General features: G+C 40.8%; 19 protein-coding genes, 3 pseudogenes and 1 other annotated feature. Of the genes and pseudogenes, 10 read left to right on the forward strand and 12 right to left on the reverse strand.

Annotated features, from left to right (window positions below; translation table 11 throughout):
* Positions 1–202: 202 nt before the first annotated feature.
* From AAHT65_RS00430 to AAHT65_RS00450, 5 genes and pseudogenes are all read left to right on the forward strand, one after another.
* Positions 203–649 (forward strand): MarR family winged helix-turn-helix transcriptional regulator, encoded by a 447-nt coding sequence (locus tag AAHT65_RS00430; RefSeq protein WP_003325056.1) that lies wholly within the window; start codon positions 203–205, stop codon positions 647–649.
* A 497-nt stretch (positions 650–1,146) separates the two neighbouring features.
* Entirely contained in the window at positions 1,147–1,545 is a 399-nt protein-coding gene (locus tag AAHT65_RS00435) for a DoxX family protein (RefSeq protein ID WP_277713743.1), read from the forward strand.
* Between the two features lie 137 nt (positions 1,546–1,682).
* Complete coding sequence (locus AAHT65_RS00440) at positions 1,683–2,621, forward strand: ring-cleaving dioxygenase (protein ID WP_343310815.1); 939 nt, start codon at positions 1,683–1,685, stop codon at positions 2,619–2,621.
* Between the two features lie 61 nt (positions 2,622–2,682).
* Positions 2,683–2,880, forward strand: a pseudogene (locus tag AAHT65_RS00445) (flavin reductase family protein); the annotation flags it as partial.
* 89 nt (positions 2,881–2,969) lie between these two features.
* Positions 2,970–3,581 carry an alpha/beta hydrolase gene (locus AAHT65_RS00450; protein ID WP_343310816.1) on the forward strand — a complete coding sequence of 204 codons (612 nt, stop codon included), beginning with the start codon at positions 2,970–2,972 and terminating at the stop codon, positions 3,579–3,581.
* 224 nt (positions 3,582–3,805) lie between these two features.
* Here the strand turns inward: AAHT65_RS00450 and AAHT65_RS00455 are convergent.
* From AAHT65_RS00455 to AAHT65_RS00465, 3 genes and pseudogenes are all read right to left on the reverse strand, one after another.
* Positions 3,806–3,985: pseudogene (locus AAHT65_RS00455) on the reverse strand (cytosine permease); the annotation flags it as partial.
* A gap of 51 nt (positions 3,986–4,036) precedes the next feature.
* A pseudogene (locus AAHT65_RS00460) lies at positions 4,037–4,114 on the reverse strand (peptidoglycan-binding domain-containing protein); the annotation flags it as partial.
* A gap of 541 nt (positions 4,115–4,655) precedes the next feature.
* Complete coding sequence (locus tag AAHT65_RS00465) at positions 4,656–4,835, reverse strand: hypothetical protein (RefSeq protein WP_157763250.1); 180 nt, start codon at positions 4,833–4,835, stop codon at positions 4,656–4,658.
* Between the two features lie 289 nt (positions 4,836–5,124).
* On the opposite strand from AAHT65_RS00465, the gene AAHT65_RS00470 reads away from it, so the two are divergent.
* Complete coding sequence (locus AAHT65_RS00470; RefSeq protein ID WP_088117758.1) at positions 5,125–5,703, forward strand: DUF421 domain-containing protein; 579 nt, start codon at positions 5,125–5,127, stop codon at positions 5,701–5,703.
* Between the two features lie 658 nt (positions 5,704–6,361).
* On the opposite strand, the gene AAHT65_RS00475 is transcribed toward AAHT65_RS00470, so the two are convergent.
* Complete coding sequence (locus AAHT65_RS00475) at positions 6,362–7,330, reverse strand: DMT family transporter (RefSeq protein WP_343310817.1); 969 nt, start codon at positions 7,328–7,330, stop codon at positions 6,362–6,364.
* A 134-nt stretch (positions 7,331–7,464) separates the two neighbouring features.
* Here AAHT65_RS00475 and AAHT65_RS00480 point away from each other — a divergent pair, with 134 nt between their 5' ends.
* The gene (locus AAHT65_RS00480) at positions 7,465–8,346 is read left to right on the forward strand and encodes a LysR family transcriptional regulator (protein WP_061670333.1); all 882 of its coding nucleotides are present in this window, start codon (positions 7,465–7,467) and stop codon (positions 8,344–8,346) included.
* A gap of 88 nt (positions 8,347–8,434) precedes the next feature.
* On the opposite strand, the gene sr7p is transcribed toward AAHT65_RS00480, so the two are convergent.
* From sr7p to acsA, 3 genes are all read right to left on the reverse strand, one after another.
* Positions 8,435–8,563, reverse strand: a complete 129-nt coding sequence (gene sr7p / locus AAHT65_RS00485) for a small protein SR7P (RefSeq protein WP_258176558.1) — start codon at positions 8,561–8,563, stop codon at positions 8,435–8,437.
* Between the two features lie 131 nt (positions 8,564–8,694).
* Positions 8,695–9,963, reverse strand: a complete 1,269-nt coding sequence (gene tyrS, locus AAHT65_RS00490; RefSeq protein ID WP_315915740.1) for a tyrosine--tRNA ligase — start codon at positions 9,961–9,963, stop codon at positions 8,695–8,697.
* Between the two features lie 49 nt (positions 9,964–10,012).
* Positions 10,013–10,251: a binding site (T-box leader), on the reverse strand.
* A gap of 50 nt (positions 10,252–10,301) precedes the next feature.
* Entirely contained in the window at positions 10,302–12,020 is a 1,719-nt protein-coding gene (acsA, locus tag AAHT65_RS00495) for an acetate--CoA ligase (protein WP_003325044.1), read from the reverse strand.
* 161 nt (positions 12,021–12,181) lie between these two features.
* Between acsA and AAHT65_RS00500 the strand changes: the two genes are divergently transcribed.
* From AAHT65_RS00500 to AAHT65_RS00510, 3 genes are read left to right on the forward strand one after another with little or no spacing between them, the layout of a single operon-like run.
* A complete protein-coding gene (locus tag AAHT65_RS00500) occupies positions 12,182–12,814 on the forward strand; it encodes a GNAT family N-acetyltransferase (RefSeq protein ID WP_003325043.1) in 633 nt (210 codons plus the stop codon).
* 25 nt (positions 12,815–12,839) lie between these two features.
* A complete protein-coding gene (locus AAHT65_RS00505; protein ID WP_063637168.1) occupies positions 12,840–13,484 on the forward strand; it encodes an acetoin utilization AcuB family protein in 645 nt (214 codons plus the stop codon).
* Positions 13,481–14,650: an acetoin utilization protein AcuC gene (locus AAHT65_RS00510; protein ID WP_061572547.1), complete on the forward strand. Its 1,170-nt coding sequence runs from the start codon at positions 13,481–13,483 to the stop codon at positions 14,648–14,650. The genes AAHT65_RS00505 and AAHT65_RS00510 overlap by 4 nt, the downstream gene beginning before the upstream one ends.
* A gap of 11 nt (positions 14,651–14,661) precedes the next feature.
* Here AAHT65_RS00510 and motS read toward each other — a convergent pair whose 3' ends face one another.
* From motS to ytxJ, 5 genes are all read right to left on the reverse strand, one after another.
* Entirely contained in the window at positions 14,662–15,381 is a 720-nt protein-coding gene (gene motS, locus AAHT65_RS00515) for a flagellar motor protein MotS (protein WP_343310819.1), read from the reverse strand.
* Positions 15,371–16,192: a flagellar motor protein MotP gene (motP, locus tag AAHT65_RS00520; RefSeq protein ID WP_088117762.1), complete on the reverse strand. Its 822-nt coding sequence runs from the start codon at positions 16,190–16,192 to the stop codon at positions 15,371–15,373. The genes motS and motP overlap by 11 nt, the downstream gene beginning before the upstream one ends.
* A 76-nt stretch (positions 16,193–16,268) precedes the next feature.
* Positions 16,269–17,273: a catabolite control protein A gene (gene ccpA, locus AAHT65_RS00525; RefSeq protein WP_010789522.1), complete on the reverse strand. Its 1,005-nt coding sequence runs from the start codon at positions 17,271–17,273 to the stop codon at positions 16,269–16,271.
* A 301-nt stretch (positions 17,274–17,574) separates the two neighbouring features.
* Positions 17,575–18,651 (reverse strand): bifunctional 3-deoxy-7-phosphoheptulonate synthase/chorismate mutase, encoded by a 1,077-nt coding sequence (locus tag AAHT65_RS00530; RefSeq protein ID WP_010789523.1) that lies wholly within the window; start codon positions 18,649–18,651, stop codon positions 17,575–17,577.
* A gap of 233 nt (positions 18,652–18,884) precedes the next feature.
* Positions 18,885–19,211, reverse strand: coding sequence for a bacillithiol system redox-active protein YtxJ (ytxJ, locus tag AAHT65_RS00535; RefSeq protein WP_003325034.1), 327 nt, complete (start codon positions 19,209–19,211; stop codon positions 18,885–18,887).
* Positions 19,212–19,220 lie beyond the last annotated feature (9 nt).

Genomic DNA, 19,220 nt, shown 5'->3' on the forward strand with positions numbered 1-19,220 from the left:
TATTACAAACGAAAGAAGTGACCTTATACCTGATCCCATTGCTATCGAGCAATCATTCTTATTTTTAAATGTGAGGTATCTATTTCTAGATATTTCACCTATAATACTGGTTTCTCCGTATCAAGTTGGACGTGTTTAAACTTGACTTTACATCAGTTTATCCCTAGACTGATTGAAATAAAAGATGAATGAGGTGACATTCATGAAAGAAAACATAACAAATCACTCCTCATCTAAAAAAGAGGAACGAATAGGTTTAATGTTATGGTTCCGAATAGCTAGAATATATAACCAGAGTATCCGAGAATCCAATCAGCATTTGAAAAAGTGGAATCTATCGACAGCCCAATTCGATGTCTTAGTTCAAGTGGGTTCTCATGACCGATTATCCCAACAAGAACTGGCAAACAAGCTTTTGGTTACGAAAGGCAACATTACTCAACTGTTAAGTAAAATGGAAGCATTAGGGCTAATTAAACGAGAACAAGAATGGAAAACCAAATACCTTTCATTGACTAAGGCAGGAAAAGAGTTTTTTTATGAAGTTGTTCCGAAACAAGAGCATTTTCAGGCATCCCAATTTTCCAACTTGAATTACAAGGAGAAAAAACAACTTCTAAATTTACTTAGGAAAATTCAAAAACCATAGGAGATAATAGCCTATCAGTCCTGCTGTTAAAAGTGCCTGTAAACTATAGTTCTTCGATAATAAAGGTACAATAATTACAGCATCAACTATAAATTTTTAACCCTTCAAAAATTTAGTAAAAAAAACGTTGACAGAAAATTGTATACGCATTACAATTATCTCATATTCAAGATATTTAAATTAAAGGTATTTAAATTTTGGAGAGAAAATGCATAAATTTTCCCTTTCTAGTATTGAGGATAACATCTAAAGTAGTTCATGAAAGAATAAAAGAAGAAATAACAAAAAGCAAACTAAATATCACAGAGTCTTCTGTCTTAGAAGTCTTTTATCAAAGAGGGAAACAAACGATTCAACAAATTAGAAAAAATATATTAATCTGAAGTAGTTCAATGACCTATATTATAGATAGTTTGGAGCAAAGAGGTCTATTAGCTCTCATTTTTTTTAATAAATTATCTCGAATTCGAGATAAAAATATTTAAGGGGGATTTAAAATGCTAAGTGTCGGTTTATTAATCATTCGTTTAATCATTGGTTTACTATTTGTTGGTCACGGTGCTCAAAAATTATTTGGTTGGTTTGGCGGTCATGGTTTAAAAGGTACAGGAGGCTGGTTTGAATCCATTGGTATGAAACCTGGAATAACGGTGGCTCTTTTAGCAGGATTATCAGAACTTTTTGGAGGAACTATGTTTGCATTAGGCCTATTAACTCCCCTTGCAGGAATCATCATTGCAGGAACAATGGTAATGGCTATTGTAAAAGTACATGGAGCAAATGGACTATGGGTAACAAACAATGGATACGAATATAACCTAACTTTACTTGCTGTTACAATAGGTATTGCTTTAACAGGTCCTGGTCAATATGCTGTTGATACATTTTTATTCTAATATATCTCGAATTAGAGATTTTCGAACATGAAATAAATATTATCAAATCCATATTTTATAAGCAGTATAGAGTAACCTTTCAAGCCGTTTTAATTAAATAATTACATTTTAAGAACTATAACAGAGGAGTGTTAAAAATGAGTAAAAAAACAATGGGTATTCACCACATTACAGCAATCGTAGGGCATCCACAAGAGAATGTCGATTTCTATGCAGGCGTGTTAGGTTTACGTTTAGTTAAGCAAACCGTCAATTTTGATGACCCTGGTACGTATCACCTTTATTTTGGCGATGAAGGTGGTAAGCCGGGAACCATTATAACCTTCTTTCCATGGGCAGGTGCTCACCAAGGTACAATAGGAGGCGGTCAAGTAGGCGTCACTTCTTATGCAGTGCCTAAAGGTGCGATGGAATTCTGGGAACAAAGACTAGAAAAGTTCAACATTGTGTTTACTAGAGTGGAACGTTTTGGAGAACAATATTTAGAATTTGACGACCCTCACGGTCTTCACTTGGAGATTGTTGAAAGAGAAGAAGGAGAACTCAATACATGGAGCTTTGGGGATGTTACACCTGAAGTCGCTATTAAAGGGTTTGGGGGAGCAACCCTGCTATCAACTCAACCTAATAAAACAGCAGAATTACTCGAGAAGGTAATGGGACTTAAATTGGTTGGTAAAGAAGGAGATTTCGCTCGCTATCGTTCTACAGCTGATATAGGGAATATTATTGATCTTAAATTGACTCCTATCGGACGTGGACAAATGGGAGTTGGCACCGTACACCATATTGCATGGCGAGCTATTGACGATCAAGACCAATTAGACTGGCAAGAATATATTGCAGCAAATGGATATGAGGTCACACCTGTACGAGACAGAAATTATTTTAATGCGATTTACTTTAAAGAATATGGAGAAATCCTGTTTGAAATTGCAACTTATCCTCCAGGATTTGCTCATGATGAATCAAAAGAGACAATGGGCAAAAATTTGAAGCTTCCATCACAATATGAGCCTCATAGGGAGAAAATTGAACAAGTGTTACTGCCGTTTGACGTAAGAGAACTAGATTAATCTTGTGAAGGGAATAACTTCTTTGCTTTCAATTGAGCCAGGTTCTATGTCTGAAAGATAAATTTATAAATTTTTAATAGGAAGCATTATACCTAGACCAATTGCTTTTGTCACTACGATTTCAAAAGATGAAGTTTTGAATGGTACGCCATTTAGCTACTTTAATATTGTATCATCGAACCCTCCTATGATTTCGTTATCTATTCAACGATCCGACAGGAAACAAAAAGATGCAGCGAGAAATATTATCGAATCTAAGTAATTTGTGGTTCATATTGTTGACGAACAAAATGTTGAGAAAAACACCTTACCGCAAGTAGAGGTTCGTGTTCTGGAGGGAGATAAATAATGAAGCATATTTTCAATAAAGGGAAAGATTCAACAAAACCGACATTATTATTACTTCATGGTACTGGGGGAAATGAATTAGATCTGTTGCCTCTTGCGGGAAGAATTGATGATAAAGCTTCTGTCTTAAGCGTTCGAGGAAATGTATTAGAAAATGGAATGCCTCGATTCTTCCGCAGATTGGCTGAAGGGGTATTCGATGAAGAAGACCTTATTTTCAGAACAAAAGAATTAAATAAATTTCTTGATGAGGCAGCAGAAAAATATAGTTTTGACCGCGATAATATTATCGCCATTGGCTACTCAAATGGGGCAAATATAGCAGCTAGTTTATTATTTCACTATAAAAATGCCTTAAAGGGTGCCGTTCTTCACCACCCTATGGTACCGAGAAAAGGAACTAATCTACCAGATTTATCAGGTAAGTTCGTGTTTATTGCTGCTGGAACGAATGATCCAATTTGCTCGCCAATGGAATCAACTGAACTTCAATCTTTATTAGAAAAAGCTAATGCAAATGTAGAACTTCATTGGGAAAACAATGGTCATCAATTGACAATTGAAGAGGTAGAAGCTGCAGCCCAATGGTATCAAAAAATACAGTCAAAATAGTACGAATAAGTAGATGTGACACTATGCCTTATGATAAACGGAAGCATGTTGTGGAATAAAATTTGACTACTATATTCCCCCATACCCAAAAACCCTTTGCTCAGCATTAGCAAAGGGTTTCCTTTTATTACAGGAAATTCAACAATGATTAGTTAACAAACAGTAGTTATTCTTTATATTGGAAATTGACTATTTTTTGTTAAATTAAGGGTAACAACATAAATAACCTTTGCTATAGGACCCACATAGAATGATGTATTAATAAAAGGCATTTCTGCAATAATTGCTATAAGAAACGCTATACATGTGACTCGGTTTATTTTCCCATATTGACCATTTAAGTCAAAAATATCTTTCACATTATACTTACCATGACGTAATAAATAATAACCTACAAGGTTAAGTTCCTGTGCAACTTTTGTGTTCTGGTGTAACAATGCTTCAAGCTGCGCTTTCGTTTTCGGTCCGTAGATACCATCTCCAGAAAGCCCGTGCATAGACTGGAATCGTTTGACCGTATTTGCTGTCTTCACTCCTTAATAGCCGTCAATGCTGAAGTCATTGCACTTTTATCTGGATAGAAAGAGCGCCGCCAACGCCTTTGGAATCTGTATAACAGCAACGCCTTTGGTTAATAGGCCAGTAACTTTACATACCCAATCAGGTGAAACATTAAATGCAGTCATTGGATCAACTGGGTCAAATCCTATAATATGTATTCCCTCCTTTCATATTCTTTCTAAACTGCCACTGCTCTCAAGCCGTTAACCTCCAATTGTCTCTCATGAGATTTACCGGAAGCAGTTTGCAAAGAATATAAAAAGCGCCCTCCATTGGAAAGCGCTACTCATTGGTTCTTATGAATCAAAATTGTTCGGGCAAATCCTCTCTGCGAAGCGACTCCCATTCTGTAATAATCTTTTGATCTTCTACGTCATGAGAAAGAATTGTAACTGTCTCAAATTTCTTAACCTTATCAAGATAGAGTCTCCCTGTTTTACACAATTCCTTAATGTCAATATCCTTCAACTTTACAAGGAACATTTACAAGAGCAGTCCCAGAGACTCTTAATTCTAATAAATATTCTCCGTTTTTGGTGAAATGGACACCTTCATAATTACCATTTGGCTTCTCTCGCATTTCACTTTTTGTCGCTCAGCCTCTTCACGACGTCGTTTTTCTGCTTCATCTCTTTGACGTACAATTGCTTGCTGCTGAGAACTATAGCTCCTCATATCGTACCTATAACCCATGTCATCACCTCCCACCTTATTATCGGTGAAAGGAAGAAACAAAGGAATAATTTGCAGAATGTGACGAACGAAAACCCTACACCCAATAAGGGCATAGAGCTCTTGGATCACTATATTTTTTTGTGGCGATGGGGAATATTTTGCCTCCCCGTCGTGCCTTCAAGTTTACACTACAATTATTAAATCCCAAAAAACGTTCAGTTCGTGACTTTTGTTCCGTTTATTCTTTTATGAATAATACCTTTTGTACTAAAGAAAACTACAAAAAAAATGAAAACTAGGTGATGAAATGAATTTTGCTTGGGAAGCATTAATTTTAATTGTGTCTGGCATCATTCTTCTGAGGATTTCAGGAAGAAAATCAATTGCACAAATGACATTGGCTCAAACAGTAGTAATGATCTCAATCGGTACCCTTATCGTTCAGCCGATAGTAGAAACAAGTTTATGGAAAACTCTGATCGCCGCTACTATTTTTACTGTAGCTTTAGTTTTGATGGAGTGGTTTCAAGTAAAAGCAAACTGGGTAGAAAAATTTTTAACCGGAAAAGCAAAATTGGTTATAGAAGATGGACAAATCAATATAGATAATTTAAGAAAAATGAGGCTAACAGTTGATCAACTTGAAATGCGTTTAAGACTTCATGGCATTTCGAATATTAACAATGTAAAGAACGCTACTTTAGAAGCCAACGGACAATTAGGATATGAACTAAAAGATGATGCAAAACCTTTAACTGTTGGCGATTTTAAGAAATTATTTAATCCTTCGAACATTAATCCGATCAACCAACAGAATAATCAAAACAATATATTTGAGGAAATAAACAGGGAACAGACTCAACAGAACCCTAAAAAGCTGCATTAATGTTAGACGCTCTGGATAAGAGCGTCTAACATCCGGTTAAATAACGTTTTTTAATTCTTTTTCATTTACAATTGAATCACGCAGACGTTTTATATGTGAAAAAGAAAGATCCATATATACTGAGCAATCCAGCGATAAATTTTCCCTTCGAGTAACCATTCTCGATCATCTGTAATGTCACTAATACGTTTTTGAAACTTGTTTATCTTCTCCTCGTAAGTCAAAATTCTTTTATACCTTACCATTCGGCCTTACCGTTTCTTTATAAACCGGATCATTTACCTTTCCTTTAGGCTTAGGCAAAATAGCGTCAAGTGTCTACTCCATACTGAGCAGTCAAACCACTTTCTTCTGTTTCTTCTAATGATTCTCGAAGAGCTTTAATGCTGTTCATCATCCAGCGCTAATTCTTCAAGATATTTCGATTTCTTTTTTATTCATGAATGCTCCCCCCTTTTCATACCTTCTCTAACTGTCAATTCCTCTCTTCAAATTCACAAAAAGGCCGTATTCTTACTGGTTTCTTTTACTTTCTTCATAAAACAGTTTGAGTAGTTCTTCATTCTGTCTATGAATTTTATGCACATTCTTATTAATCGTTGCCAATTCCCATATTACTGCTATTCCAAGAATGATTATAAGAGACGAGAGGTCCATTCTAATACCCCCTATTAAGCTTTCTGGAATTCAAATTTCTCATTTTGGCAGAAAGATTTTTTCTTTGGTAATAATTATTTTGAATTAAACCGTACATTACTAAAAATGTTCCCAGCAATTCGAATGGTGTAATTGTTCCTCCTTGTAAAACAACAATCGCTAATGTAGTGATTGGAACTAAGTTAATAAATAAAATGCCATTAATCGGCGTTAACAGTTTAATACCTAAATTCCAGCATAAAAGTGCAATGGCTCCAGGGAAAATAATCATGAAAGCCATTTCAGGATAAATATGTCCAATGACTTCTGCCTTGGGCACAGATAGGAAACCTGATACAGTGGCAAAGAATGTTACGATACCTGATATGAATGTTCCTAGAATACATGTTAAAGTCGAATAGCGAAGTGTTGACCATTCATTAAAATGATTACCGCCCATAGAATAAACAACCCAGCCTACAACTCCTATAAACATGAAAAGGATAGGCATAAAACTTTCTTTCAACGTGAAAATGAATGATAAGTTACCATTCGTTATGACAAGAATTGCCCCTGATAAAGCAATAAAAATACTTATGAAGGTGTGTTTCATTGGTTTAACATTTTTCAAAACCCACATAATAACTATGGAAATCATCGGCATTAAAGATTCCATAATAGAAGCCGCAATTACCCCACTATGCCCCATTAAATCTTGACCTAAAAAAATCAGAATATTATATACTGTAAACGCCATTGTTCCAAAAAACAACAGGCCCTTCCCTTTTCCTTCAAAACAAAACGATTTCTTCCCCTCTTTAAATAAAAGCAATGCACCTAAAATGATACTAACTGCTACATATCGCAGTAAAGAGAAATAAAAAGGATTGATATACTTTAGAGCCCTTTCTGCAACCGGAAACATGGCTCCCCAAGACATACTAGCTGTTAAACATAAAAGTGCTCCGACTAAAACTTGATTTTTTTTCATTACATTCTTTCCCTTCAAAAAATAAGTGGATTAAATTCCAATCCATATCTTATAATGAAGTTAATATCATGTAAAATAACCTATAATGAACATTATGATCATTTAAAATGATATCTAAGAAAGGAGCCAATTTTATGGAACTGCGTGATTTACAAATTTTTCAGTGCGTTGCTAAAAAGGGAAGCATTAGTAAAGCTGCTGTTGAATTAAATTACGTCCAATCTAATGTAACAGCGAGGATTAAGCAGTTAGAGCAAGAATTACGGACGCCATTATTCAATAGACATAAACGCGGGATGTCATTAACTTCGGAAGGCCGCAAAATGCTAGAATACGCAAGCAAAATTTTGCTTGATTTGCAAGAGCTTAAGCGAGTATTTCTAGATAGTGAAACACCTACAGGTATATTAAACATTGGCACAGTTGAAACTGTCAGCAGCCTTCCAAAGATTTTAGCCTCCTATCATAAACAGTTTTCAAATGTTGATTTATCTATACAGGCCGGCCTAACAGAAGATTTAGTTAAAGATGTCATCGAATTTCGGTTAGACGGCGCTTTTGTTACAGGGCCGATTAAGCATCCGCAGATTCAGCAATATGATGTGTGTTTCGAAGAACTTGTTTTAGTTACAAGAAATAAAACATTCAATTTGGAGGAATTTTCGATTGAACCCTTTTTAGTATTTAGCCAGGGCTGCGGGTATCGCTCTAAATTAGAACAGTGGTTAAAAGAAGAAGAAATTATGCCTAAAAGGATTATGGAATTCAGTGTATTAGAAACAATCTTAAGCAGTGTAGCACTTGGCCTGGGTATTACCCTCGTCCCGCGATCTGTGGTCAAGCACCTTGCAGTGGATGAAAAAGTATATTTACACAAAATTCCAGAAAAACACAGTATCATTTCAACTGTCTTTATTCATCGTAAAGATACTTATATAACAAACTCACTGCAAAGCTTCTTACAAACAATTGCAGCTTATGAAGTGAATCGCTGTCACTCTGGACAAGACAAATAAATGGCCCCATAATGAGGGTTTTTTATTTTCATTTTCGGTCCTTATACGCCGGCAGAAGCCCATTCATGAAAAAGAAAAACCCCAACCGCTATGCGGTCGGGTTTTTTTTATCGTCTGATTCATCCTCTGAGTCACACCGGACAACACGGTTTTGTTCCTGCTGCTCCCAATAATCCCGCTGCAATCTTTCTTTCGCAATCGTACACATGAGATTCACAGTGAGCTCTCCTTCCTGCTTAAAAGGTGATGATCTGTCGTGTTTGCCCTATCTAATATACTCTTTTCCTTAATGTCTATGCGCTAAACAAAAAATATCCTTTGCCGTTTAAGGCAAAGGATATTTTTTTCTTATTTATATGTGATCAGGAAGTATTTTTTCTTCCCTCGGCGCAAGACGGTAAATTGATCTTCAATACGGTCTTCCGCAGACAGAATGTGTCCGATTTCTGTTTGGCGTTCGCCATTAATATAGACTGCGCCGTTTTTAATGTCTTCACGCGCCTGGCGTTTAGACGGGGACAATTTAGATTCCACCAGTACATCCACTAAAGTCAGCTCTTGGCTGCGTCCCGCTTCAAGCGAAGGTACATCTTTAAAGCCTACCTTTACGTCTTGAGCAGAAAGCTCTTTAATGTTGCCGCTGAACAATGCCTGCGAAATGTTAATCGCTTGCTCTAAGGCCTCACGTCCGTGCACCAGCTCCGTCACTTCTTCTGCAAGGCGCTTTTGCGCTTCCCGCTTCTCAGGCGCTGTTTCCGTTTTTTCAGCGTATGCTTCTACTTCTTCTTTTGATAAGAACGTGAAGTATTTTAAGTACTTTACAACATCACGGTCATCTGTGTTAATCCAGAATTGGTAAAATTCATACGGTGACGTTTTTTCTTTATCAAGCCAGATAGCGCCGCCTTCGGTTTTTCCAAACTTGGTGCCGTCCGCTTTTGTCACAAGCGGGATGGTGAGACCGAATGCTTTTGCCCCTTCTTCTTCTGATTTTCTGATCAGTTCAAGGCCTGCCGTAATGTTGCCCCACTGATCGCTTCCGCCGATTTGAAGTTTACAGCCTTGGTCTCTGTACAGATTCAGAAAGTCAAACGATTGCAGAATCATGTAGCTGAATTCTGTATATGAAATGCCTGATTCTATCCTTGAGCTGACCGTATCTTTCGCCAGCATATAGTTAATGCCGAAGTTTTTGCCGACATCCCGAAGGAAATCAATGACGTTCATTTTCCCGATCCAGTCGAAGTTGTTTGCCATAACAGCAGGGTTTTCGGTTGCATCAAAATCAAGAAATCTTGATAGCTGATTTTTGATTTTTTGTGACCATTCCACAACAATGTCCGCCGTGTTTAATGTACGCTCGGCTTTTTTGCCGCTCGGGTCGCCAATCAGCCCTGTCGCACCGCCTACAAGGGCGATCGGATGATGGCCAGCCAATTGAAAACGGCGAAGCGTCAGAATCGGCAGCAGGTGCCCGATATGCAGACTGTCCGCAGTCGGGTCAAAGCCTGAGTATAAGCGGATTTTGTCTTCATTTAACTGTTTATTCAGCCCTTCCTCGTCAGTTATTTGCTGAATCAATCCTCTGAAGGATAAGTCTTCAAGTAAATTTGCCATAAGTATGCTGCTCCTTTTTTATCAAAATAAAAACGCCCCTTCGTTTACACGAAGGGACGATTGTTATCGCGGTACCACCCTACTAATAAGATGAGGGCATACTCTCTCTTATCACTTTGTCTGATAACGGATCAGATCCGTTCTTTCACTACTGAAAGCCCCATCAGGCTTTGTTTGCAAAAGCGGTTCATGAGTGTATTCGAAGCATCCGTCTGTGCTGATTTTCACCGGCCATCAGCTCTCTGGGACAAAATCGGATATTCTACTTGTCTCAATCTTTACCTTTTCATATTTAGCTATTTCATTTTTATCATAAATAAAATCTGATGTCAACGTGCTTAGTCTTCCATTGTTGACAGGTCTCCAGCCGGCAGATCCAGCTCCCATGCTTTTAATACACGTCTCATAATTTTTCCGCTCCGTGTTTTAGGGAGCTTATCTTTAAACTCAATTTCACGCGGTGCCGCATGCGCCGCCAAACCTTGCTTGACGAATTGGCGGATATCTTCTTTCAGCTTGTCAGACGGTTCATGCCCTTCTCTGAGCGAGATAAACGCTTTGATAATTTCGCCGCGCACCGGGTCAGGCTTTCCGATGACGCCCGCTTCTGCAATCGACGGGTGTTCGACGAGCTTGCTTTCCACTTCAAACGGGCCGACGCGTTCACCTGACGTCATGATCACGTCATCCACCCTGCCTTGGAACCAGAAATACCCATCTTCATCCATGTAAGCAGAATCTCCAGAGACATACCAGCCGCCCGGCATAAAATAGGATTCGTACTTTTCCGGGTTGTTCCATATCGTATGCATCATAGACGGCCAGCCCTTTTTAATAGCCAGATTTCCCATTCTGTACGGCGGAAGTTCATTTCCTTGATGATCCACGATCGCTGCCTCTATTCCGGGGAACGGTTTTCCCATTGAGCCTGGTTTAATGTCCATACAAGGATAATTGCATATCAGCTGTCCGCCTGTTTCAGTCATCCACCATGTATCGTGAATCCGTTTGTCAAAGACTTTATGCCCCCATCTGATGACCTCAGGATTCAGCGGCTCTCCAACGCTCAGGACGTGGCGGAGGGAGGTGAGATCATATTTGCCCGCCATTTCGTCTCCCGCGCCCATCAGCATGCGGAAAGCGGTCGGCGCGCTGTACCATACGTTTACACCAAGCTTTTCAATCGTTTCATACCAATTTTCAGGACTGAATCTTCCGCCTACAATTACATTGGTTGCCCCGTTCAGCCACGGAGCAAAAATGCCGTACACCGTGCCGGTCACCCAGCCGGGGTCTGCGGTGCACCAATAAATGTCTTCTTCCTGTAAGTCCAGCACCCATTTGCCTGTCTGATATTGCTGAATCATGGCTTCATGAACATGCAGCACTCCCTTCGGCGTACCTGTTGAGCCCGAGGTGTAGTGAAGCAAATAGCCGTCTTTTTTGTCCATCCATTCAATTTCAAGCCTCGTGCTCTCGCCTTTCACTGCTTCATTGTAATCAATCACTTTGCCGCCGTACTCTTCCTCGCCTCCAACCACAAAAATATGCTGTAAATGCGGGAGCCGGTCAGCCGGAATTCTGTCAAGCAGTTCCGGTGTCGTAACTACAACCTTTGCCTCACTGTTTTCGAGACGGTCCTTTACCGCTCCCTCCATAAAGGCTTCAAATAAAGGCCCGGCGATTGCTCCGATTTTAATAGCGCCTAGCATAATAAAATAGAGCTCAGGCGTTCTCGGCATAAAAATAAAAACGCGGTCCCCTTTTTCCACATTTCCATACCGCTTCAGCACATTCCCGGCTCTATTGGTTTCGTCCTTCATTTCTTTAAAAGTGTATTTTTCTTCCCGTTTTGCATCTTTGTAATAAAGCGCTACTTTGTTTTTTCGAAACGATTCGGCGTGACGGTCGATCGTTTCATAGGCTGCGTTCAGCTTCCCTGTTTGATGCCAGGAGAAATTTTTCTCTGCTTCTGCCCAGTCAAAATGCTGATATGCTTCTTCATAATTTTCTAGGTTATAATTCCCCTTCACAACTGGTAACGCTTTCAATTCCATGCAAACTTCCCCCTTTGCGTAGTTGTCAACCCCATTATAGTATACATTCACATTTTTCTCAATTTTTAAAATATATCATCATATATATTGAAAACGCTTTAATTTTTGATATTCTTAAAAGAGAAGTGCTTTTTAACCACAACCGATGGGACGGTGAATAAGTGGAACATCATAAAACATACCATTCTGCAGAAATAAAAACAGCAACAGGCGCCTTAGTCATCGAAGGGCCTATTACGCCAGAGATTTTAGCAAGTTATGAGTTTCATGAAGGTCTGACCGCGTTTCGTCCTCATCATGAGCAGCACGAAGCATTAATTGACATTGCAGGGCTTCCTGAAGGGCGGATTATCATTGCCAGAGACGGGCAGACCGTCGTAGGTTATGTCACGTATTTGTATCCTGACCCGCTGGAAAGATGGTCTGAAGGGAAAATGGAAGATTTGCTTGAGCTGGGAGCAATTGAGGTTGCCCCGGCCTTCAGAGGATCTTCTGTCGGGAAGACGCTCCTGACGGTAAGCATGATGGATGAGCAGATGGAAAACTATATCGTGATGACTACCGAGTATTACTGGCACTGGGATTTAAAAGGAATGAAAAAGGATGTGTGGGAGTACCGCAAGCTCATGGAAAAAATGATGAATGCAGGCGGGCTGGTCTGGTTTGCGACTGACGAACCGGAAATCAGCTCACATCCGGCAAATTGCCTCATGGCCCGAATCGGAAAAAACGTGAGCCAGGATTCGATTGAGCAATTTGACAGACTGCGCTTTTATCATCGTTTTATGTATTAACTGACACAGAAAAAGGGGAAAAAAGATGATCGCAGAGCAAATCATGAAACGGGAAGTTATAACAATGACCAAGACGGATACAATTGAAACAGCGATTCATAAACTCAAACAGCACCGCATTCGGCATATTCCTGTCATTAATGATGATCGGCATGTGATCGGCTTGATTACCGACAGGGATATCAAACAAGCCAGCCCGAGCATTTTTGAAGAAGGTGAACGAAACCGTTACCTAAAAAAAAGTCTTGAATCTCTCATGAAAAGAGATGTCGTTTGTGCTCACCCGCTTGACTTTGTAGAAGAAATATCAGCTGTTTTTTATGAGCGCGGCATTGGCTGCCTGCCGATTGTGCTGAATCAGAAGCTGGTCGGCATTCTCACAAAAACCGACCTGCTGCGGACATTTGTCAAGCTGACGGGCGCTGACCAGCCTGGTTCGCAAATTGAATTGAAGGTAAACAATGTGACAAAAAGCCTTGCTGATGTCAGTCTGATCTGCCAAAATCTTCAGATCAAAATTCTAAGCGTGCTTGTTTATCCTGATGAAGATCTCGGCTCAAAAGTATTGGTGTTCCGCATTCAGACAATGAATCCGCTGCCGTTTCTGAATGAATTACATCAACAGGGACATCATATCGTGTGGCCGGCAGAACAAAGGAATAAGCCATGAAAGACAGTGTGTTTATCTATTCGCCTTCCTATCAGACCTACATGTTTCATCAGGAACACCCTTTTAACCAGCAGCGTGTTTTGTTAACATATGATTTACTTCAGTCATTGAATGCGTTCGAAGAGGGAGACATTGTCAGTCCGCGCTTTGCAACAGAGGAGGAACTCGCTCTTGTTCATACTGAAGATTATATTCAGGCAGTGAAATCAGCCGGCGCCGGAAAGCTTCCCGTGACAGAGGGAGAAGGATACGGGCTCGGCACCGAAGATACGCCGGTCTTCGCCGGGATGCATGAGGCCGCGTCTCTTTTGGTCGGAGGAACGTTGACTGCCGCAGATTATGTCATGACGGGACAAGCCAGACACGCCGCCAATTTAGGCGGAGGACTTCATCATGGATTTCGCGGAAGAGCCTCCGGCTTTTGCGTTTACAATGACAGTTCTGTTGCTATTCAATATATCCAAAAAACATATCAGGCCCGGGTGCTCTATATTGATACCGATGCCCATCACGGAGACGGTGTGCAATTTACGTTTTATGACAACCCTGATGTCTGCACAGTGTCCATTCATGAGACAGGGCGGTATTTATTTCCGGGTACGGGCCAAATACAGGAGAAAGGCAGCGGAAAAGGCTACGGGTACTCGTTCAATATTCCGCTTGACGCTTTTACGGAAGATGACTCGTTTCTTGCCGCCTATCAAACCGCAGTCACTGAAATTGCGGCCTATTTTAAACCAGATGTGATTGTAAGCCAAAATGGAGCTGATGCTCATTATTACGACCCGCTGACACACTTATCTAATACGATCGCCATTTATGATGAGATTCCCCGGCTTGCCCATTCCTTGGCCCACCAATATTGCGGCGGAAAATGGATCGCGGTCGGAGGAGGAGGTTATGATATTTGGCGTGTCGTGCCGAGAGCATGGAGCAAAATTTGGCTTGAAATGAAGGGCATAAACCCCGGCTCTGACATTCCGGCAGAATGGATTGCAAAATGGCAAAAGCAGTCTCCCGTTCCCCTGCCCGCTTTCTGGAGTGATCCGGATGATTTATATCCTCCTATCCCCCGCAGGGCTGAAATCACAGAAAAAAACGCCCAAACAGTGTCTAAAGCGCTGCATGCCATCAGAAATGAACAACGGCAGAAAACAAATCAATAAAAAAACGACCTTTACGAAGAGGTCGTTTTTGACTTTTTAATTACGATTTCCACACGGCGGTTTTCTTTCATGTGATCTGCCGTTTTATTATCTTTCACGGGCATAGTATCCGCATAACCTACAGCGATAAAGCGCTTGGAAGGAAGGTTTTCTTTTGATGTGAAATACTGGATGACACCGCTGGCCCTTGCCGCAGATAGCTCCCAGTTAGACGGATATCGGTATGTGGATATATTGCGGCTGTCGGTATGGCCTTCCACCTGTATTTCGTTTGGCATGGTTTGCAGCAGCACCGCAATTTGGTGAAGAAGCGTCTCTGCATCCTTCAGAACGGCGGCTTCGCCGGTATCAAAAAGCACGGCTTCCTGTAAAACGAGAATCACTCCGCGCTCATCGCGTTTTGCAGTCATTTTAGCGCTGAGATTATGCTTTTGAATATATGTATTTACTTTCTGCAAGAGTTCATCCTGCCGGTTATCCTGCTTCTTTTGTGCGGTATCAGATGTATTGATGGCCGTATTGTCAGGCTGAATCCCGCTGCCTTCCTTTTGAATCGATTCGACCGCTGATTTAAATTTTTCCACATCTATCTGCGACATCGAAAAGAGCAAAATAAAGAACACAAGTATTAACGTAACCAAATCCGTAAAGGTCACCATCCAGCTTGATGACTGACTTCGGTTATCCCTTGTCCCATTCCTTCTGTTAAAACGGTCTCTTCTAAGCTTCATGCACGGAATCCTTTTTCGAGTTCACTTGACTGTTTTGCAGCTTGCGCCATTCTTCCCGAGAACTGAACACAACGAGCTGGCTTTCCAGATTGCGCGGATTTTTGCCGGACTGTATGCCGATGATGCCCTCAATCATCACTTGCTTCGTAAAAATTTCACTTTCTGTCTTTTCTTCAAGCTTTGCGGCAATCGGATTAAATACCATATTTGCTAACAGCGAACCATATAAGGTTGTTAGCAGCGCAACGGCCATATTCGGACCAAGCATTCCCGGATCATTTAAATTTTTAAGCATCAGCACAAGCCCGACAAGTGTTCCGATCATTCCCCACGCAGGGGCAAACTCTCCTGCCTTTTCAAGCACCCGCCGTCCCTTCCGGTGCCTTTCTTCCATTGCGGCGATCTCAGAATCCATGACAAGACGGATCGTTTCCTCGTCCCAGCCGTCAATGGTTAATAGAAGCCCTTTTTTCAAAAACGGGTCTTTGATGACACGCGCCTGCTCGTCAAGCGATAAAAGCCCCTGTTTTCGCGCCTGATCTGAAAGACTGACAAACGTTTTTACAAGATCTTTGACATTGTCTTCCTTGCGAATGAAAGCCTGCTTTAAAACAGAAGGCGTTTTCTTTAAGTCTTTCGGCGGAAAACTGACAAAAATAGCGGCGCAAAGACCGCCTGTTACGATAAAGAAAGAAGTCAGGTCAAGGAATGAACGAAAGCCGCTCAAGCCTGAGCCGGATATAATACCGATGACAATAATAACGCTCCCTAATACAAATCCAACGGGTGTAAGATAATCAAAACGTTTCATAGCTTCTCCCCACTCAGATGAAAAGAAAGCAAGGATTTCACCGAAAAGAGTGAAGCTTGCTTTCTTGATTTTTTTCTTATGACTTGGTTGATTGTCTTAATTCAATGCGGTGCGGCAATTCGACAATATGCTCTTCCACCTGCTCTTTATTCATCAGCTTTGTTAACAGTCTCATGGCAACTGCGCCAATATCATACGTAGGCTGGACGACCGTTGAAAGCTGCGGACGGACCATCAGACTTAATCTTGTATTGTCAAAGCCGATAATCTCAAGGTCTTCAGGAATTGACAAACCGCGGTCTTGAGCGGCATGGATAACCCCAAGCGCCATTTCGTCCGTTCCAGAAAGGACGGCTGTCGGTTTTTTCTCAAGGCTCATTAAACCGTCTAATGCTTCAAGCCCAGAATCATACGTATAATCGCCTTCTGCGACAAATTGCTCTTGATACGGAAGATCTGCTTCTTGAAGAGCCCGTTTATAGCCTTGCAGCTTTTTGGAGCGGTTGATCGGTTCTGCAAGCGGTCCGGAAACAAAGGCAATATCCTTATGTCCTTTATCGATCAGAAGCTTTATCGCGTCATATACCGCCTGTTCGTAATCAATAGCGACCGAAGGCGTCTGCCCTTGCTCTTCAACTGATGCGGCAAGAACGATCGGCACAGGTGAGCGTTTGAACTCTTCCACATGCTCGTCCGTAATATTTCCGCCCATAAATACAATCCCGTCCACTTGTTTGCCGAGCATCGTATTTAATAAATGAAGCTCTTTCTCCAAGTTCTGGTCAGAGTTGCTTAATATGATGTTATATTTATACATGGTTGCGATATCTTCAATTCCCCGCGCAAGCTCCGCGTAAAAGATGCTTGAGATATCAGGGATAATGACACCGACTGTTGTTGTCTTTTTGCTTGCCAGACCTCTTGCCACTGCGTTCGGACGGTAGCCGAGGCGGTCAATGGCTTCAAGGACTTTTTTTCTAGTCGTAGGTTTTACATTCGGGTTGCCGTTCACAACTCTGGAAACGGTCGCCATACTTACATTTGCTTCTCTCGCTACATCATATATCGTAATGTTGCTCATCCTAAAACCACTCCTTTTACTGGATACACTTATCCTTATCTATAGCATAAACACTTTATGTAAAGAATTGTCGTATTGTCTTCAATTATTGTCGTTTATGATTGTAAGCGTAAGTCATTAGTGTACATTATTTTTCATTATTCATCAAATTACTATTCCTCATGAAATTATACACGTTTTTACAAAGGATGAAAACGTTCACTTGGGTTTTGTAATTAAAATAAACAAAGAAACGCCAAACCGTCTGGAATAAAAAAAGACCCGCTTCACAGCGGGCCTTTTCGGCATTTATCGCGTTGGGTTACGCTTTTACTTTGACCATTGGCTTTAGCTCGTTCAGCCAGTTTTCAAACTCCGGAATCGCCATTTGCTGCGCAGAGTCAGACAGTGCAACAGACGGATCAGGGTGAACCTCTGCCATCACGCCGTCAGCGCCGATCGCAAGCGCTGCTTTAGCTGTCGGAAGCAAGAGATCACGGCGGCCGGTTGAATGTGTGACATCAACAAAGACCGGTAAATGAGTTTCTTGTTTAAGAATAGGCACAGCAGAAATATCAAGCGTATTTCTCGTTGCTGTTTCGTATGTTCTGATTCCGCGCTCACAAAGGATGATCTGGTCGTTTCCTTGTGACATGATGTATTCTGCGGCATTGATGAATTCTTGAATTGTAGCGGCAAGTCCGCGTTTTAACAGAACAGGTTTTTTCACAGAACCCGCTGCTTTCAGCAATTCAAAGTTCTGCATGTTTCGCGCGCCGATCTGAATGACATCAATGTAATCGATCGCCTCTTCAATATGAGCCGGAGTGACGATTTCGCTGATTACGGCAAGATCAAATTCGTCTGCCACCCGTTTTAATATTTGAAGGCCTTCGACACCCAACCCTTGGAAATCATAAGGACTTGTACGCGGTTTGAATGCTCCTCCGCGCAAGATTTTAATGCCTTGTTTTTTGGCTGCGGCTGCGACTTCCGCTACTTGCTCGTAGCTTTCAACGGCACAAGGGCCAACGATAAAGCGCTGCTCTCCGTCTCCGACTTTTTCGCCTTTAATATCGACAATCGTATCTTCAGCTTTTTTCTTACGGGAGACTAGCAGCGCTTTGCTGTGGTCTTCCTCTTGAAGCTCTAATCCGGCTTTGAAAATTTCTTTGAAAATGTGCTGAATAGTAGAATTTTCAAATGGCCCGTCATTATTTTCAATGATATTGTTAAGCATTGTGCGTTCTCTGACCGGATCAAATCTATTTACACCCTGCGCTTCTTTCGCTTTACCGATCTCTTTTACAACAGCTCCGCGCTCGTTGATTAATTTTAGTATTTGCAAATTCAATTCGTCTGCTTGCTGTCTGAGAAGCTCTAACTCTGTGTTGCTCATCTTCTTCATCCTTTCCCTGCACATTCATTTTTTATTTTCATGGTTAACATGCATCTTACTATAATTGTGCCTAAATAGAAACATCAAATGACAAAATTATCGCGAAATTTCACTTTATTACCCAAACGCTTTTAAGTGATAAAGTATTGTATGATGTAATCCTACATGATATGACTGAAATGATCAATAGTTTTTTCAAAAAAAAAGCGCCAGATACAATCTGGCGGCTTTTTTTATGAAATATGCTGTTCTATTGAGTTTTCTGTAATTTGTGAATGGGAGGTATGCCATTTGACTTCTCCGTTTTGGATGACAAAAACCTGAGGACTTTCGTGTTTGACTCCGTATGTTTCAGCAATGAAATTCGAGAGAGGCCGGCTCTCTTGAATTTGCAGGTAGTATGCAGGCACCTCTTCATGTTTATCCGCAAAGGCATCAAATTCATGAAAAGCGGCCTGGCTGATCGGACATGTCAAGCTGTGCTTAAAGAACACAAACTTGTCTTCCTTTTCTGCAATGCTTTTAAATTCTTCCTCAGATTGAATCAGCTGTTTCGCCATGATGACATA

Source organism: Bacillus atrophaeus, from assembly GCF_039519175.1.
Taxonomy (GTDB): domain Bacteria; phylum Bacillota; class Bacilli; order Bacillales; family Bacillaceae; genus Bacillus; species Bacillus atrophaeus.

Coding starts and splice junctions, on each gene's coding strand:
- AAHT65_RS00530 (WP_010789523.1), bottom strand. CDS start 18,651: ATGAGCAACACAGAGTTAGAGCTTCTCAGACAGCAAGCAGACGAATTG.
- AAHT65_RS00440 (WP_343310815.1), top strand. CDS start 1,683: ATGAGTAAAAAAACAATGGGTATTCACCACATTACAGCAATCGTAGGG.
- tyrS (WP_315915740.1), bottom strand. CDS start 9,963: ATGGCAAATTTACTTGAAGACTTATCCTTCAGAGGATTGATTCAGCAA.
- AAHT65_RS00480 (WP_061670333.1), top strand. CDS start 7,465: ATGGAACTGCGTGATTTACAAATTTTTCAGTGCGTTGCTAAAAAGGGA.
- acsA (WP_003325044.1), bottom strand. CDS start 12,020: ATGGAATTGAAAGCGTTACCAGTTGTGAAGGGGAATTATAACCTAGAA.
- AAHT65_RS00465 (WP_157763250.1), bottom strand. CDS start 4,835: ATGGGTTATAGGTACGATATGAGGAGCTATAGTTCTCAGCAGCAAGCA.
- ccpA (WP_010789522.1), bottom strand. CDS start 17,273: ATGAGCAACATTACGATATATGATGTAGCGAGAGAAGCAAATGTAAGT.
- motS (WP_343310819.1), bottom strand. CDS start 15,381: ATGAAGCTTAGAAGAGACCGTTTTAACAGAAGGAATGGGACAAGGGAT.
- AAHT65_RS00450 (WP_343310816.1), top strand. CDS start 2,970: ATGAAGCATATTTTCAATAAAGGGAAAGATTCAACAAAACCGACATTA.
- AAHT65_RS00470 (WP_088117758.1), top strand. CDS start 5,125: ATGAATTTTGCTTGGGAAGCATTAATTTTAATTGTGTCTGGCATCATT.
- AAHT65_RS00510 (WP_061572547.1), top strand. CDS start 13,481: ATGAAAGACAGTGTGTTTATCTATTCGCCTTCCTATCAGACCTACATG.
- AAHT65_RS00435 (WP_277713743.1), top strand. CDS start 1,147: ATGCTAAGTGTCGGTTTATTAATCATTCGTTTAATCATTGGTTTACTA.
- AAHT65_RS00505 (WP_063637168.1), top strand. CDS start 12,840: ATGATCGCAGAGCAAATCATGAAACGGGAAGTTATAACAATGACCAAG.
- ytxJ (WP_003325034.1), bottom strand. CDS start 19,211: ATGGCGAAACAGCTGATTCAATCTGAGGAAGAATTTAAAAGCATTGCA.
- AAHT65_RS00475 (WP_343310817.1), bottom strand. CDS start 7,330: ATGAAAAAAAATCAAGTTTTAGTCGGAGCACTTTTATGTTTAACAGCT.
- AAHT65_RS00430 (WP_003325056.1), top strand. CDS start 203: ATGAAAGAAAACATAACAAATCACTCCTCATCTAAAAAAGAGGAACGA.
- motP (WP_088117762.1), bottom strand. CDS start 16,192: ATGAAACGTTTTGATTATCTTACACCCGTTGGATTTGTATTAGGGAGC.